The sequence below is a fragment of the Bradyrhizobium sp. BEA-2-5 genome (assembly GCF_032918025.1).
Lineage (GTDB): Bacteria > Pseudomonadota > Alphaproteobacteria > Rhizobiales > Xanthobacteraceae > Bradyrhizobium > Bradyrhizobium pachyrhizi.
In genome coordinates, this window is sequence record NZ_CP136629.1 from 1,698,671 (window position 1) to 1,714,642 (window position 15,972).

The following is a 15,972-nucleotide window of genomic DNA, read 5'->3' on the forward strand; positions in this document are numbered from 1 at the left end:
CTCACGAAAGTCGGCTATGGTTGGACCAAGCGTCTCGCGTCGCTGAGGCGGCGAGTAGCCAGCAACGATCACGCCGGGACGACGATATGGTCCGGCGCAATGCCCGCCTGGTGACGCTCATACATCGCGGTATAGGCGGCCTCGACATGCCGGGTGAAACGTTTGGTATCGAACAACGGTGCCGTCAGCCGGTTGGCCGCCAGCCTGGTTCTGAGCGCCGCGAGCCTCGAAGGATGGGTCGCAAGATCGACCGCCATGCGTTCATAAGCCTCCGGCGATTCCGCAATAAGCTCGGGCAGGCCGATCGCATGGAGCAAGCTCGCCGCGACCCGGCTGGCAAACGTGTCGCCGAGAATGGTCAGCACCGGCAGGCCGGCCCATAGCGCATCGCTGGCGGTCGTGTGGGCATTGTAGGGAGTGCTGTCGAGGAACAGGCCGGCGAGGCGATGGCGTGCGAGATGGTCGGGTAACGACATACGCGGTGCGAACACAAGGCGCTCCGCAGCGACGCCACGCGCGACCGCCTCCTTGCGCAAATTTGCGGCAGATTCGGCATTGGCTTCGAGGAGCCACAACATGCTGCCTTCGACCCGGCCGAGAATCCTCATCCACCGGTCGAACATGTCAGGCGTGATCTTGTAGTTGTTGTTGAAGCAGCAGAACACGAAGCCCGTCGGCGCCAGCCCCACGTCGCCGCGCGTGAACAAGCGATCGGCAATGACACGTTTGTCGTCGTTGGCCTGATAGCTGTTGGGCAGGGCGACCACCTTTTCGCTGTAGAATTCGCGATGATGATCCGGGATCACGGTACGATCGGCGATGATGTAGTCGATGAACGGGGCGCCGAGTGTTCCCGGATAGCCCAGATAATTGACCTGGATGGGGGCAGGCCGGCGGCCAAGGACCCTGGTGCGGGATCCCCCGGTAAAGCCTTTCAGATCAACCAGGATGTCGATTTCCGATCGTCTGATCAGGTCGGCGACCTCATCGTCGTTGATGTCCCGGACCTCGACAAATCGATCGAACGACGCCTCCAGCCGTCGACGCATCTCCGAGGGGGCGTTGGGCGACCATGAGATTGCCACCGTCTCGAATTTCGACCGGTCGTGGCACTCGAACATCCCTACCATCAAGAGCGATGTCGCGTGGTTGCAGAAATCCGACGAGAAATAGCCGACGCGAATTCGATCGTGATGGTAGCGCTCGCCCCGCCAGCGCTGGCTTGCAGACGGCGGATGATTCTTCGCGGTCCATCGCGTGGCGCATAGCAGTTGATCGGCGGTCGATGAAGGAACGCTACAAAACAGAAATGGCGGCGTCGTCGCGTTGCGATTTCTGATCGACTCGATAAGTCGGCCGCACTCGGCGTCAAGGTCGGCCCAGTCGCACATGTGGGATTTGGCGTGCAGACGATAGCCTTCGATGTCGGCCTGGTCCGGTTTGAGCGCGACGGCCTTGTCATAGGCGGCGAGTGCCTCGTGGTAGCGCGCCAGAGTGGATAGAACCTTGCCGCGGTTGGCGTGGGCAGCCGCATCGTCGCCCTTGTGCTGGATCGACTTGTCGATGCTGGCGAGCGCCGCCTCATGATGCCGGAGCCTGAACAGCGCCGAGCCGCGGTTGTTGTAGGCCTCGGCATAGTCGGGCCGCAACGCAATCGCTCTGTCGTAACTCGCAATTGCCTCTTCGAGACGATCCAGTTCGATCAGCACGTTGCCGCGATTGTAGCACGCGCCGGCAATTCCCGGCGCCCGGTCGTAGCTCGCGAGCGCATCATCGAATCTTTTGAGGTCGTTGAGCACGTTGCCACGATCGTTGTGTGCGCCGGCATCGTTGGGCTTGAGCGCAATCGCCCTGTCCAGGCTCGCCAGCGCTTCCTCGGGCCGCTCCAGCTTTCTCAGCGCGGTGCCCCTGTTTCGATGGGCATCTGCATGGTCGGGTACGAGCGCGATCACGCGATCGTAGCTTGCGAGCGCCTCCTGGTTGCGCCCGAGGTCCGCAAGCGTGATTGCGCGATTGTAGAGAGCCGGCGCAAGGTTTTGCTTGATCGCGACCGCCCTGTCGAAGCTCGCGAGCGCTTCGTCGAAGCGACGCAACGCGCGCAGCGCATTGCCGAGGTTGCTGTGCGCGTCCGCGACGTTGCCGTTGAGCCTGATCGCTCGCCGGATCAGGTCGACGCCGCGCTCGCTGCGGCCAGTCTGCGCGGAAATCAGGCCCAACAGGTGCAGTGCATCGAAGTTGTTGGGCTGCTGTCGGAGCATGTCTTCATAGATCTTTTCTGCTGCCGCCAACTGACCCCGCTGATGCAGCGCGACAGCCTGCGCGAAGGCGCGCTGCAAGGCGGTCGAACTGGATCTTTGAAATTCACCTGTTTCGGGCATCAGACGTCTTCACGCGCTCCGTGTCCGGGTCCTGGCCTCACGCTGGCAGACATGTCGCATCCTGTGCCCACGATAAGGATCGCCCGTCTATTAAAGGTTGAAAACTGGCAGATCGTCCTCGATTGCGCAACGGCCTCCAGGAACAGCTCCGCGAATAGTCGGGCTGAAGCGGATGGTCCTCGATCAGCCCTGCGGCTGCCTCGTCGGCCGCAGCCGAACCGTGGACGGTCACGACGGAAGCGGGGGCATCGTCTGGAGCATCAAAGTCGCAGTCACGATGCGCCTGCCATTCTAGCTCGAACACGCGTCGCTGCTGAGCAGCGGCGTCGGGTTCTCGGTCGAATTTTCCCCGCCGCGATACCATGGCTTGAAACGAAACCCGGTTCTCGCATACGACCATGGCGCGGTCAGGGATCGGGCGCTGCCCTCCGTCGTATATTCTGAAGCGACGCCAGGGTCTGGATTGTAGAGCGAGAAGACTCCGCGCCAGCTGCCGTCCGGCTGCTCCTGGGCGTAGGACAGCTCCACCTTGTTTCGCGAGACCGAAACCAGACGATCCGAAACGTGATCGAACACGAATGGCCGCTCGAACCAGATCGTCGTCTCGTCCTGTTTGATTGCGACATTGGCCTCCTGTCGTGCCGTGCCGCCACCCACCAGCAGGGGAATCCCCAGCGGCACCGCGACATCAGCGGTGGCGGTTGCATTGAGACGGTGGGCGGAAAGCGTCGATGCAAAACCATCGGGCCGCGCAATGACGGTCTTCTTCGTGAACGGGCCGTGCGGGCTATCTGCCGTGGCAACCAGCGCGACGGCGTTCTGCGTGTTGTTGTAGTAGCCGTGATAGAAGATGACATACTCGCCGTTCGCGCGCCGGCAGGCATAGCTGATCGACAGCCCGGACGCTTCCTCGGGCAGTGAGGGCGTGATCACGGCGCCGTGGCGCGTGAATGTCATGCCGTCGACGCTGGTCGCCAGCTTGATCTGGTTCGACGCGCGGTCGAGGTAATAGATCATGTACGGCTCGGCTGCTCCGGGCTCATACACCACCTGCGCCGGGCCGATCCCGCCGGGCTCGGACGTGTCCGACTGAAAGGCGATTCCTTGCGGTATCCAGGCTCCTTCGTTTGTCGACGTCCAGAGCCGCAGCTGAAACCAGCCCGTCGTATAGGCTGACGCATAAAGACGCCGCGTGTGCGCATCCGGCGCGATCGCGGATGGCCATGCGAGGTGAAGGACGCCATCGGGCGGCGACAGCGCCGGCGTCAGGCTCGACACCAGGCCGTCGTCGCCGAACTCCCAGATGTGATAAATGCCGCTGCTCCCGAGGCCATTGAGAAACCAGCTTCTGGCAATTGCGCTTGCCGGGAAAATGGTGAGGACGGCAAAAAGAAGCCCCCGCACAATCATGAAATTGTTCCTAGGTCGTCCTGTCTATTGAGCAAGGAATTCTGCTGTGATGACACACTCGGGCGCCCGTTTCGCCCGGAAATTTGTTTCTGAAAATGACGAGCAGACCAGATATGGAGACGCGCTAGGACAAGCCGGCAGATTCGGTTACCGGGCTGCACGCGCCATCGATATTGCCGCGTCGCCGGCGTCGATGCGGTCGTCGAGCGGGCCGGCGTCACCAAGCGGAGTCTATATTGCAGCTTCGCGGCCAAGGACGATCTCGCAGCCGCCTGTATGCGCGACCACGACCTGGATTTCCGGGAGAAGTTCGCGGGACAATCCTGCGCGGCAAGTCGCCGCAGCGGTTGCATTCGGCCATCGCGACGCATTCATCTGGGCGTTGGGCGAGAACTTGCCGCGATCGCGCCCGGCAACGGGCCACCCGCCTGTGCTTCCGAAGCAGGTGGCCCGCTCTTCGAGGGGCGCGATTGGAGAGCCAATCCAGCCCTTCTCGCCCCCACATTAGACGGCAAGCCCAACAGGCCGGCAATGGAGAGAGAGGATTACTTCCTCAGTCGGATGCAATGAGCCCATAGGGTTGCCGCCGGCAGCTTACAGGGGCTAGCCCGGATGGACGGTCCCGTAGATTTACCATGACCCTGAATTCCAGCTGCTCGGCGCCGGAGCGGGCGCTAGGTTGATGGCGCGGGGGCGGCGCCTTGAGGTCAGGAGGCCGCAATGGAGCGCTTGTATTTGGGCATCGCCGTTACCAGCACTTACGCGCTGGTCACCATTGCGCTGATCATGGCCTTCGTGCACTGACCGCCGGGAATCCGGATCTTTGCTGGCGGGGCCGCAACCGGGCGCGTTGTCGTCTTCGGCACGCGGCGATGTCCGCAATCAGCAGCCTTTCACTGCGTCAGCGGGTTTAATTGTCATGCCCAGACCTGTAGCGATAACCCTGATGAGTTTGGCCGTTGCAACGCTCACGGCGTTCGGCATCGCCGCCGCCCTTGTGATCCATTAGCGAGGATGGGCCACCGGGGTTTCACGCCCGGCGGCCCATTGGTCGTTGAGGTGTGTGGGCGAACGACCATCAGTTCGGCTTTGATCTACTTCTTCATGTGGTCCTTCGGCATCGTCTCATGCTTCATGGCGCCGCCGCTACCACTGCCTTCCTTCGACTTCGGATCGTTCATCGTCGCGCCCGGGTTTGCCGCACCGGGGCTGCTGGATGCACCTTGACCAGTGGTCGCAGCGGGAGAGTTGCCACCGCCTCCACCGGCACCGCCGCCTGCACCCCCACCACCGCCTTGAGCGCTCGCTGCTGCGATTGACCCGAATATGAATGCCGTTGCCAGTGCGATCTTCGCAATTTTCATTTGAACGTTTCCTTTGCTCTCGAGCTGGTGCAACACGCCTCGAAGATCGGCGTTCCTAAATGCCGTTTTTTGCGCGCGGCCATTTGCGGAACGCAATCACTTCATCCCCTCCAGCATCCTCCGCACGTCTCCCAGCAACGCCCGTATCTGCCGCCGCTCGGCGATCGCTTCCCGAGTGAACCGGCCGTGCTTGCGCGCATTCCGGTTCGCTCGTGGGGCGCCGGATCCCTTTGCGCCGCCGTGCATGCGGCAGCGCGTCTTGCCGCGCACCGCCGGCGCGCGGCACGCGCTGCCCGAGCGGGTCCTGGCGCCGCAACGCCGGCTGGCCAGCATAGGGCCGGTCGTTTGGATGTGGCCGCTCATGCCTTGGCGTCCCGCCCGACATCGGCGGAATTCCGCCGTCGCCGCGAGCCCACGGCCTTCGGCGCATTCCGCGCCGCGGATGCCGGGCTGTTGTCGGACACGATCACATTGGCATGCTGCGTGACGTTGCCGACGATTGCGCTGCCGCCGTCCTGCACGTTGACGTTCTGCACGGTGATGGCGGGCTCACCATGGCTCCGGTGGCGGTTCAGCGCGTCGATCTGGGCAGGGAAGGTGCGGGCGAGCCGGCCCAATGCGCGCGCGGCGCTGTCGTGCTGGGCGAGGTCCTTGGCATGCGCGAGGTGATGGGCACATCGCATCGCCATCACATGAACGGACACCATCTGCGCCACCAGCATGGCTTCGAGCGAATCCCTCGGCGCGATGCTCTTCATCATCGAGATCATGAAGGCGAGATTGACCTCGCAGGGCTTGCCGCCGCTCACGCTGGCCTTGACCAATTGCCGCAGGATGCCGTCCATCGCGTCGCGGTCGGCGACCCCCAGTGCGTTCGCCATCAGCTGCGCGCCGAGCTCGGGATCAGGATGGTCGATGCGGAAGCCGTGCGAGGAGAATTTGATCCGCGGGGCTGCGGCGGCCTGGGTCTGGCCGGTTGCGGCGGCCATCGTCGGCACGGCGATGTCGGGTGCAGTATCCATGTCGGGTATTCCCTGGAATGCGCGCGGCAAGCGCGCAGACGATCGCTCGCTGCGGCAGCCGGTGCGATGTCGATTGGGGGAGGGTTTTGGGCGGCAAGCGCCATCCGCGCGCCGGCTGTTGCGGGCGAGGGGGGCGGTTAGACGATTTCGGAATATTGGAAGTGTGCCGCTGATTTGCCCGACGTGTCAAGTCGCCATTCGAGCGCCGCCGGCCGCCGGCTCCTTTGCATGGGGTTGTTTTCGATATTTTGGCGGCGCGGCCCCGGTGGGGAGTTCCGCCGCCGTCGCCCGCAGTCATGCCGGCAAGGCACGGTGCGATCCGTGTTAGCGGGTACCGTGCGCCGATTGGATCATTATACTGGCCGGCACGTTGCGACAGGCGTGGCGCGGTCGCCGGCCTGGGATGAAGGAGCATCGATGAGCGAGACCATTGGCCACCCCGACCCCGGTCTCGACCTGTCGGACGGATTCAAGCCGCATACCTCGCATTGGGGCGTCTTCTCCGCGCGTCAGGGCGCGGCCGGGCTGGAGGTCAGGGCCTATGCGGGCGATCCCGATCCGAACGGCATCATCGACAATTTTCCCGGCGCGCTCCGCCACCAGGCGCGCATTGCCCAGCCGGCGATCCGCCGCGGCTGGCTGGAGCGCGGGCCGGGTCCCGACGATCGCCGCGGCCGCGACGAGTTCGTCTCCGTCAGCTGGGAGAAGGCGCTCGATCTCTTGGGGGACGAACTGGCACGCATCCGCGACACGCGCGGGCCGGGCGCCGTGTTCGGCGGCTCCTATGGCTGGTCGAGCGCCGGCCGCTTCCATCACGCCCAGAGCCAGGTGCATCGCTTCCTCAACATCGCGATGGGCGGTTACGTGCGCTCGGTCAACTCCTATTCATCGGGTGCGTCCTCGGTGCTGCTGCCACAGGTCCTGGCCGGCTACGAGGACATCACCAAGCGCAACGTCACCTGGGAGCAGATCGCGGATCACACCGAGGTCGTGCTGGCATTCGGCGGCATGGCGTTGAAGAACTCCGTGGTGGCCGGCGGCTCGATCAGCAAGCATGTCGAGCGCGGCGCGATGGCGGCTGCGCGGCGGCGCGGCTGCGAGTTCATCCTGGTCAGCCCGCTCCGCGACGATCTGCCGGTCGAGGCCGGCGCCGAGTGGATCACCTGCGTGCCCGGCACCGACACTGCGCTGATGCTCGGCATCGTCCACACGCTCGTGAGCGAAAGCCTTCACGACCAGGCCTTCCTCGATCGCTACACCGAGGGCTGGCCGGTCTTCCTGCGCTATCTCACCGGCGAGAGCGATGGTCAGCCCAAGAGCGCCGAATGGGCTGCGGCGATCTGCGGCATCGATGCCGGCACCATCAAGGCGCTCGCGCGCCGGCTCGCCGGCCGCAGAGCGCTCATCACCGTCTCCCATTCGCTGCAGCGTGCCGAGCATGGCGAGCAGCCGGTGTGGATGGGCATGGTGCTGGCGGCGGCGCTCGGGCAGATTGGTCTTGCCGGCGGCGGCTACGCCTATTCGCTGGGTGCGATCGGCTATTACGGCCGCCGTGTCAACGACGTGCCGGGGCCGACGCTGGGGCAGGGCCGTAACGGTGTTGCCGACTTCATTCCGGTGGCGCGCATCGCCGACATGCTGCTCAATCCCGGCAGCACCTATCGCTACAACGGCGAGACGCGCACCTATCCGGACATTCGTCTGGTCTACTGGGCGGGCGGCAATCCCTTTCATCACCATCAGGACATCAACCGCTTGCGCAGGGCGTTTGCGCGGCTCGACACGCTGGTGGTGCACGAGCTCGCATGGACCGCCACAGCCCGTCACGCCGACATCGTGCTGCCCTCGACGATGACGCTGGAGCGCGAGGACATCGGCTATTCCAGCAACGATCCCCTGATGGTCGCGATGCACCGGATCGCCGAGCCGTTTGGGCTCGCGCGCGACGACTACGAGATTTTTGCCGATCTCGCCGACCGTCTCGGAGCGCGCGAACCCTTCACCGAAGGACGTACGTCGCGGCAGTGGCTAAGACATCTCTACGAGCCGACTCGCAAGGCGCTCGCCGCGCGCGGGCTCGAAGCCCCGAGCTTCGACGAGTTCTGGGCGCGCGGCAGCCTGGTCGTGCCCCAGCAGCCCGATGACGGTGGCCGGCTGCGCCGCTTCCGCGAGGATCCGGTGGCGCGGCCGCTGCCGACGCCGAGCGGGCGGATCGAGATCTTCTCGGCCAAGATCGCAGGTCATGGCGATGCGGATTGTCCCGGCCATCCGGTCTGGCTCGACAAGACCGATACGCCCAAGCCCGGGGCGCCGTGCTTCCTCGTCGCCAACCAGCCGGCGACGCGCCTGCACAGCCAGCTCGATTTCGGCGGACATTCGCTTGCCGCAAAGCATCGCGGCCGCGAGGTCGCGCGCATGAATCCGCGCGACGCCAAGCCGCGCGGCATTGCCGACGGCGACATCATTCGCCTGTTCAACGCGCGCGGCGCATGCCTCGCTGCCGTCCACGTCACCGACGGCATCGCGCCCGGCGTGGTCCAGCTTCCGACCGGCGCCTGGTACGATCCGATGGATCCCGAAGACGAGGCGCCGCTCTGTGTCCACGGCAATCCGAACGTGCTCACCCGCGACATCGGCACCTCCGCCCTGGCGCAAGGTTGCACCGGCCAGTTGACGACCGTCGAGGTGGAGAAGTTCACCGGCAATCTGCCGCCGATCCGGGCGTTCGATCCGGCGTAATTTCGCGCGGGATCACGAACAAATCATCTGATGGCGCTGGATGGCGCCCACGCGTTCGGCTACGGCATCACGAGATCGCCCCTGAGTTCTGGATTTGCCGAGATGCCCCTGAAAACCCTGTTTCATCTTGCCGTTGCTGCGACCGTTGTGCTCGGTTCGTCCAACGCATTGGCGCAATCGGCCGCCGAGCCGGCCTATGGACCGGAGCTGCAGGGCTTCGACTATCCCTATCCGGTGGAGCATTATCGCTTCAGCTCGCAGGGGCAGGAGCTCGACATGGCCTACCTCGACGTCAAGCCGGCGACGCCGAACGGCCAGACCGCGGTGCTGCTGCACGGCAAGAATTTCTGTGCCGCGACCTGGGACGGCACCATCAAGGCGCTCAGCGGCGCCGGCTATCGCGTCATCGCGATCGACCAGATCGGCTTCTGCAAGTCCAGCAAGCCGGAGCGCTATCAGTTCACCTTCCAGCAACTGGCCGGCAACAGCCGCGCGCTGGTCGCCTCGCTCGGCATCGCGCATTCGATCATGGTCGGCCACTCGACCGGCGGGATGCTGGCGATGCGCTACGCCCTGATGTATCCGGAGGCCACCGACCGCCTGGTTCTGGTCGATCCGATCGGGCTCGAAGACTGGAAGGCCAAGGGCGTGCCGTGGCTCAGCCTCGACGGCTGGATGCAGCGCGAGACGCGCGTCACCGCGGACAGCATCCGCGCCTATGAGCGCGCCACCTATTACGCCGACACCTGGGATGCGTCCTACGAGACGTGGGTGCAGATGCTGGCCGGCATGTATCGCGGCCCGGGCCGCGCCGCCGTGGCATCGAGCTCGGCGCGGCTCTACGACATGATCGCGACCCAGCCGGTGTTCTACGAGTTCGAGCAGATCAAGCCGCCGACGCTGCTCTTTGTCGGCGACAAGGACACCACCGCGATCGGCAAGGACACCGCATCGCCGGAGATTCGCAAGACGCTCGGCAATTATCCGGTGCTCGGCAAGGAGGCCGCGAAGCGGATCCCGCATGCGCAGCTGATCGAATTCCCCGACCTCGGCCATTCGCCGCAGATCCAGGCGCCGGCGCGCTTCCACGAGGCGCTGCTCGGCTGGCTGCAGCATCCGGAGACCGGCGCGACGCTGGTCAAGTAGGGACGGCGAGACACGCGGGCGACATCATGACGACAGCGGAACTGTTCAGCGTGTTCACGGTCGATGGGCAGGGCGGCAATCCCTGTCCGATCGTGGTGGATGCAAGCGGCATGAGCGCATCCGAGATGCAGGACGTCGCCCGCCGCCACGGTCACGAGTCCGGCTTCGTGCTGCCGGCACAGAGCGACGATTTCGACGCCACGTTCCGCTTCTTCGTTCCGAATCACGAAATGGAAATGTGCGGCCACGCGACCATCGGCGCGCTCTGGTTGCTCGCACGCCATGGAAGGCTGCCGGGCGACACCATCCGGATCTCGACGCGCAGCGGTCCGGTCACCGGCTTCATCAGCCGTGATCGTCACGGCGAGCCCAGTGTCGAGATCACCCAGCCGGCCGGAAAGACCGTTCCGCTCACCGCGGGGCAATGCGATGACGTGCTGCGGGCGCTCGCGGTCGGGCCGGAAGCGATCGACGCGGTAACGCCGTGCAATGCCGTCACATCGCGGATCAAGACACTCGTTCCGATGCGCTCCCCCGAAGCGCTGAATATGCTCGATCCCGCGGGCGAGCATGTCGAGGCGGTCTGCGGCCGGATCGGATCGACCGGGCTCTATCCATTCGCCGTGATCGACCGAAAGGCTCGCCTGTTCGAGGCCCGGCAATTCCCGCGCTCCTCCGGCTATCGCGAGGATGCCGCGACCGGCATTGCGGCCGCCGCGCTGGCGTTCGGCCTGCTCGACTATGGCCTGGTCGCTCCTGATGACGACGAGATCCGAATCCTGCAGGGCAGGGCGATGGGGCGGCTGTCGGAGATCCGCGTCCGCATCGGCTTCGCCGGCGGCCGTCCCGTCGGTTGCCTGCTTGGCGGCAATGTCGCGCTGATGGCTGCGCCGTCAGGCTGAGTAGCCGCCAGCGCGAGGCGCCGGCTTCGTAAACAGCATCCAGGTCTAATCAGCGGCTCGCTTGGCTCGCTCCTGCGCCTTGGCGTGCACCGGTGATGATTTCCGGGCGCCGGGGCCCGGATGCACGTGGACCGCCTTCGCACTCAGCGGCTCGCCGCATTCCGAGCACACCATCACGGGATCGAACAGCTTGCCGCAGATCTTGTGCTCGTGCAGCAGCGGCCGGCCGCGCTCGTCGCCCATATGCGTGTCGCCCCAGTGCACCATCGCCATGATGATGGGGTAGAGGTCGAGCCCCTTCTGAGTGAGGATGTATTCGTAACGCTTCGGCGCTTCCTGATAGGGGATCTTGCGCAGCACCCCGAACCGCACCAGCTTCTTCAGCCGGTCGGCAAGCAGATGCCGCGTGATCCCGAGCGAGGCCTGGAAGTCATCGAACCTGCGAATGCGCAGGAAACATTCGCGCAGGACCAGCAGGCTCCAGCGGTCGCCGATGACAGCCACCGTGCGGGCCACCGAGCACGGCTCCTCCTCGAGGGCATCCCATTTCATCAGCATCTCCTGCGGTCTGCGCCGACATCACCGATTAAATTCTAAAACAGAACTAACGTCATTTCAATAGGATGCGTCGCTTGGAGCCGCGACTTAGTCATTAGATGACAAATATCATATTGACAGTTCTAAAATAGAACTTAAGGTCCCGGCTCGATCAACGCGGCGGCTGACGGCCGCTGGCACTCAAAGGGAAGGGCGTTCTATGGCTGCTCCGCTCAAGGTCGAATTCCATTTCGATTTTGGAAGTCCGAACGCCTATCTGGCGGAACTGGCGCTGCCCGACATCGAGAAGCGTACCGGCGTGAAATTCGACTACATCCCGGTGCTGCTCGGCGGCGTCTACAAGGCGACCGGCAACATGTCGCCCGGCGAGTCGCTGCGCGGCATCAAGAACAAGCCCGAATACAACGTGCTCGAGACCGAGCGCTTCCTGCGCCGCTACAACATCACGACGTTCAAGACCAACCCGTTCTTTCCAGTCAACACGCTGATGCTGATGCGCGGCGTCGTCGCTGCCGATTTCGAAGGGCTGTTCGAGCCGTACTTTCGCGCCGCCTATCACCACATGTGGTCCGAGCCCAAGAAGATGGACGATCCGCAGGTGTTCCGCGAAGCGTTCCTGTCTTCCGGCCTCGATATCGACCGCATCATCGCCCGCGCCCAGCAGGACGAGGTGAAGAAGAAGCTGATCGACAACACCAGCAACGCGGTGGCGCGCGGCTCGTTCGGCTCGCCGACCTTCTTTGTCGGTGACGAGATCTTCTTCGGCAAGGACAAGCTGCGCGAGATCGAAGAGGAGATCGTCGCGCAGCTGGCTGCGCCGCAGCGCAGGACCGCCTGAGCGGGAAAATTCCTCAAGACAACAAATCAAGCCCAAAGGGCTGCCACAGGGAGGTTTCAGTGCAGGCGTCGACCCAAGTTGTTGAACAAGTTGCTGAAGGAAGTGTGGAAGGCTTGCCGAACCGCATCCACGAGGTGATCGATCACCACGTCGGGGCGACGCCGGATCAGCCGGCGCTGATCGACGACAAGATGCGGCTGACCTACCGCGAGCTCGATCGGACGGTCGGTCGCGTCGCCGAGGCGTTGCGGGCACTCGGCATCCGTGCCGGCGACCGCATGATGATCGTGAGCGAGAATTCGATTCCGCTAGCCTGCCTGCTGCTGGCGGCGAGCCGGCTCGATGTCTGGTCCATCGTGGTCAATCCGCGGCTGTCGCCGCGTGAGCTCGACCAGATCAGGGATCACAGCGGCGCCCGCCGCGTGCTGCTGACCGCCGAGGTCTCGCAGGAGGCGGCTACGCATGCCGCGCGTTACGAGGCGGCCGTGCAGGATGTCGGCCCGCTCCGCGGCATCGCCGTCACCGGCCTGAACCTGGCAACCGTGGCGGAGCCGGTCGAGGCCGACGGCGCCAACCAGGTCGCGGTCCTCATCTACACCTCCGGCACCACCGGCACCCCGAAGGGCGTGATGCTGACCCATCGCAATCTGTTGTTCAGCGCCCGGGCGACGGCAAGCTTCCGAAAGATGGCGGCCGATGACGTCCAGTATTGCGTGCTGCCGATCTCGCATATCGTCGGCATCTCGTTGCTGACCATGACCCTGATGATCGGCGCCACCGTGCGTCTGGTGGCGAAATACGATCCGGCCGCGCTGGTCAAGGCGATGACTGAAGAGGGCATCACGATCCTGAACGGCGTGCCCGCGACCTATCAGCGTCTGCTCGAATACCGGCGCAATGCCGGCCTGCCGAAGCTCGATCGCGGCCGGTTGCGCGTGATCTCGGTGGCCGGCGCGCCGCTCGACCTCGATCTCAAATCACGGGTCGAGCAGGAGCTCGGGCTGCCGCTGCTCAACGGCTATGGCATCACCGAATGCTCGCCGGGCATCTCCGGCGTCCGGCCCGACAATCCGCGTGCGGATCATGCGGTCGGCACCGTCATGCCGGGCCTCGAGGCAAAACTAGTCGGCCGTGACCTCAAGCCGGTTGCGGCAGGGGAAGTCGGTGAGCTTCACGTCCGCGGTCCGAACGTGATGCGCGGCTATTACCGCGCGCCCGATTTGACCGCCAAGGCGATCGATCCCGATGGCTGGTTCAACACCGGGGATCTGGCCCGCTTCGAGAATGATGCGCTCTATATCGTCGGGCGGACCAAGGAGATGATCATCCGCTCCGGGTTCAACGTCTATCCGGCCGAGATCGAGGCGGTGCTGAGCACGCACGACGCCGTGGTGCAGTGCGCGGTGGTCGGCCGGCCGGTCGAGGGCAATGAGGAGGTGGTCGCCTTCGTGCAGCTGATCAAGGGCTCGACCGCCACCGCGCAGGACCTGATGGCCCATATTGCCCCGCAACTCACCTCGTACAAGCGTCCGTCGGAGATTATCCTGATGGACGCGCTGCCCGCGACATCGACGGGCAAGTTGCTGAAGCACAAGCTGGCGGAGTCGCTGCGCGGCTGAGACCCAGCCGCCGCAAGCCAGTTCACTCAAACGGAACCGGAGTACACCATGCAGAAGAGAAACAGGACGGTGGCGGTCATTGGTGCCGGTGATTTCATCGGCGGCGAGATCGCCAAGAAGTTCGCTTCCGAAGGCTTTACGATCTTTGCCGGCCGCCGCAACGGCGACAAGCTGGCGCCGCTGGTCAAGGAGATCGAGGCCGCCGGTGGCGAGATCCACGCCCGCTCGCTCGATGCGCGCAAGGAAGAGGAGATCACGGCCTTCCTCAACGACGCCGACAAGCATGCGCCGCTCGAGGTCTGCATCTTCAATATCGGCGCCAACGTCAATTTCCCGATCCTCGAGACCACCGAGCGCGTGTTCCGGAAAGTGTGGGAGATGGCCTGCTATTCCGGCTTCCTTGCGGGGCGCGAGGCGACGCGGCTCATGCTGCCGCGCGGCGGCGGCAACATCTTCTTCACTGGCGCCACCGCCTCCTTGCGCGGCGGCAGCGGCTATGCCGCCTTCGCCAGCGCCAAGTTCGGCCTGCGCGCGGTGGCGCAGGCGATGGCGCGCGAGCTCGGGCCGGAGAACATCCACGTCGCCCATCTCATCATCGATTCCGGGGTCGACACCGAATGGGTGCGGCAGCGCAGGCTCGAAGCACTCGGGCCGAATGCGCTCGACAATCCCGATCTGTTGATGCCGCCGTCGTCGGTCGCGAACGCCTATTGGCAGCTCTACCAGCAGCCGAAGAGCGCCTGGACCTTCGAGATGGAGATCCGCCCGTTCGGAGAGAAATGGTAGGGAGCCGGTCAGATGGAACTCGCGCTATCCCCTGAAGATGCGGCGTTCCGCGATGAGGTTCGCGCCTTCATCAAGGACAACTACCCGGCGGAGATGCGCGTCGCCAATCCGGAGACTGATCTCTCCAAGGAGCAGATGCTGCTGTGGCATCGCATCCTGCACGACAAGGGCTGGATCGCGCCGCTCTGGCCGAAGGAATATGGCGGGCCCGGCTGGTCGATCACCCGCCGCTTCATCTTCGAACAGGAGACGACGCGCGCCGGCACGATGCCGCCGCTGGCGTTCAGCGTCACCATGGTCGGCCCGGTCATCTACACGTTCGGCAACGACGCGCAGAAAAGGAAATTCCTGCCGCGTATCCTGTCCGGCGAGGACTGGTGGTGTCAGGGCTATTCGGAGCCGGGCTCCGGCTCCGACCTCGCTACCGTCCGCACCAAGGCGGTGCGCGACGGCGACCATTACATCGTCAACGGCCACAAGACCTGGACCACGCTGGCGCAGCACGCCGACTGGATCTTCTGCCTGGTTCGTACCGATCCGACGGCCAAGCCGCAGTCCGGCATCTCGTTCCTCTTGATCGACATGAAGTCGCCGGGCGTCACCGTGCGCCCGATCATCACCATTGACGGCTCGCACGAGGTCAACGACGTCTTCCTGGAGAACGTCCGCGTCCCCGCCGAGAACCTGATCGGCGAGGAGAACAAGGGCTGGACCTACGCCAAATTCCTGCTCGGCAATGAGCGCACCAGCATGGCCGGCATCGGTCGCTCGACACGCTATATCGAGCGGTTGAAGAAGATCGTCAAGGCGGAGATTCCGGAAGACGATCCGGCGCATCTGGAATTCATCAGGGATATCGCCCGCGTCGAGCTCGACGTGCTGGCGCTGGAGGCGACCGAGCTTCGCGTCGTCGCCCAGATGGCGCGCGGCATCGACCCGGGACCGGCGGCCTCGCTGTTCAAGATCCGCGGCACCGAAATCTTCCAGGATATCACCGAGCTGACGCATCGGGCGATCGGCAATTACGGGCTTGCGATCCGCGAGCATCCCGTCAGCGCCAATCACTTCATGCCGGGCCCGGACTACGGCCACACCGCGTCGGAGAAATACCTCAACTCGCGCAAGCTCTCGATCTACGGCGGATCGAACGAGATCCAGCGCAACATCATCGCCAAGGCGGTGCTTGGTCTCTAGAGCATGATCCGGAAAA

General features: G+C 64.5%; 14 protein-coding genes. 8 read left to right on the top strand and 6 right to left on the bottom strand.

The features are described from left to right. Window positions 1-68 precede the first annotated feature (68 nt). Both RX327_RS07895 and RX327_RS07900 read right to left on the bottom strand, forming a co-directional pair. Window positions 69-2,378 carry a tetratricopeptide repeat protein gene (locus tag RX327_RS07895; protein WP_082190766.1) on the bottom strand — a complete coding sequence of 770 codons (2,310 nt, stop codon included), beginning with the start codon at window positions 2,376-2,378 and terminating at the stop codon, window positions 69-71. 291 nt (window positions 2,379-2,669) lie between these two features. Then, on the bottom strand, window positions 2,670-3,788 hold the full coding sequence (locus tag RX327_RS07900) for a hypothetical protein (RefSeq protein ID WP_050386812.1): 1,119 nt from the start codon (window positions 3,786-3,788) through the stop codon (window positions 2,670-2,672). 141 nt (window positions 3,789-3,929) lie between these two features. On the opposite strand from RX327_RS07900, the gene RX327_RS39220 reads away from it, so the two are divergent. Further along, complete coding sequence (locus RX327_RS39220) at window positions 3,930-4,358, top strand: TetR family transcriptional regulator (protein WP_410712176.1); 429 nt, start codon at window positions 3,930-3,932, stop codon at window positions 4,356-4,358. A 524-nt stretch (window positions 4,359-4,882) separates the two neighbouring features. Here the strand turns inward: RX327_RS39220 and RX327_RS07910 are convergent. From RX327_RS07910 to RX327_RS07920, 3 genes are all read right to left on the bottom strand, one after another. Further along, on the bottom strand, window positions 4,883-5,152 hold the full coding sequence (locus RX327_RS07910; RefSeq protein WP_152977842.1) for a hypothetical protein: 270 nt from the start codon (window positions 5,150-5,152) through the stop codon (window positions 4,883-4,885). Window positions 5,153-5,248: 96 nt separating this feature from the next. Then, window positions 5,249-5,515 carry an HGGxSTG domain-containing protein gene (locus RX327_RS07915; protein WP_050386813.1) on the bottom strand — a complete coding sequence of 89 codons (267 nt, stop codon included), beginning with the start codon at window positions 5,513-5,515 and terminating at the stop codon, window positions 5,249-5,251. Then, a complete protein-coding gene (locus RX327_RS07920) occupies window positions 5,512-6,174 on the bottom strand; it encodes a hypothetical protein (protein WP_317249963.1) in 663 nt (220 codons plus the stop codon). Before RX327_RS07920 ends, RX327_RS07915 begins: the two co-directional genes overlap by 4 nt. A gap of 417 nt (window positions 6,175-6,591) precedes the next feature. On the opposite strand from RX327_RS07920, the gene RX327_RS07925 reads away from it, so the two are divergent. The 3 genes from RX327_RS07925 to RX327_RS07935 all read left to right on the top strand — a co-directional run bounded on the left by RX327_RS07925 (window position 6,592) and on the right by RX327_RS07935 (window position 10,961). Then, on the top strand, window positions 6,592-8,913 hold the full coding sequence (locus RX327_RS07925; RefSeq protein WP_317249964.1) for a molybdopterin guanine dinucleotide-containing S/N-oxide reductase: 2,322 nt from the start codon (window positions 6,592-6,594) through the stop codon (window positions 8,911-8,913). Between the two features lie 102 nt (window positions 8,914-9,015). Continuing rightward, complete coding sequence (locus RX327_RS07930) at window positions 9,016-10,059, top strand: alpha/beta fold hydrolase (RefSeq protein ID WP_050386904.1); 1,044 nt, start codon at window positions 9,016-9,018, stop codon at window positions 10,057-10,059. Between the two features lie 26 nt (window positions 10,060-10,085). Next, the gene (locus tag RX327_RS07935) at window positions 10,086-10,961 is read left to right on the top strand and encodes a PhzF family phenazine biosynthesis protein (protein WP_050386815.1); all 876 of its coding nucleotides are present in this window, start codon (window positions 10,086-10,088) and stop codon (window positions 10,959-10,961) included. A 45-nt stretch (window positions 10,962-11,006) separates the two neighbouring features. Here the strand turns inward: RX327_RS07935 and RX327_RS07940 are convergent, their stop codons facing one another. Then, window positions 11,007-11,513: a helix-turn-helix domain-containing protein gene (locus RX327_RS07940; RefSeq protein ID WP_317249965.1), complete on the bottom strand. Its 507-nt coding sequence runs from the start codon at window positions 11,511-11,513 to the stop codon at window positions 11,007-11,009. A gap of 205 nt (window positions 11,514-11,718) precedes the next feature. Between RX327_RS07940 and RX327_RS07945 the strand changes: the two genes are divergently transcribed. The 4 genes from RX327_RS07945 (at window position 11,719) to RX327_RS07960 (ending at window position 15,956) form a co-directional block, all read left to right on the top strand. Further along, window positions 11,719-12,357 carry a 2-hydroxychromene-2-carboxylate isomerase gene (locus RX327_RS07945; protein ID WP_028334862.1) on the top strand — a complete coding sequence of 213 codons (639 nt, stop codon included), beginning with the start codon at window positions 11,719-11,721 and terminating at the stop codon, window positions 12,355-12,357. 104 nt (window positions 12,358-12,461) lie between these two features. Continuing rightward, window positions 12,462-13,976 (top strand): class I adenylate-forming enzyme family protein, encoded by a 1,515-nt coding sequence (locus RX327_RS07950; RefSeq protein ID WP_028334863.1) that lies wholly within the window; start codon window positions 12,462-12,464, stop codon window positions 13,974-13,976. Window positions 13,977-14,024: 48 nt separating this feature from the next. Continuing rightward, window positions 14,025-14,762 carry an SDR family oxidoreductase gene (locus tag RX327_RS07955; RefSeq protein ID WP_317249966.1) on the top strand — a complete coding sequence of 246 codons (738 nt, stop codon included), beginning with the start codon at window positions 14,025-14,027 and terminating at the stop codon, window positions 14,760-14,762. A 12-nt stretch (window positions 14,763-14,774) separates the two neighbouring features. Continuing rightward, entirely contained in the window at window positions 14,775-15,956 is a 1,182-nt protein-coding gene (locus tag RX327_RS07960) for an acyl-CoA dehydrogenase family protein (RefSeq protein ID WP_050386816.1), read from the top strand. The last annotated feature ends 16 nt before the right edge of the window (window positions 15,957-15,972 follow it).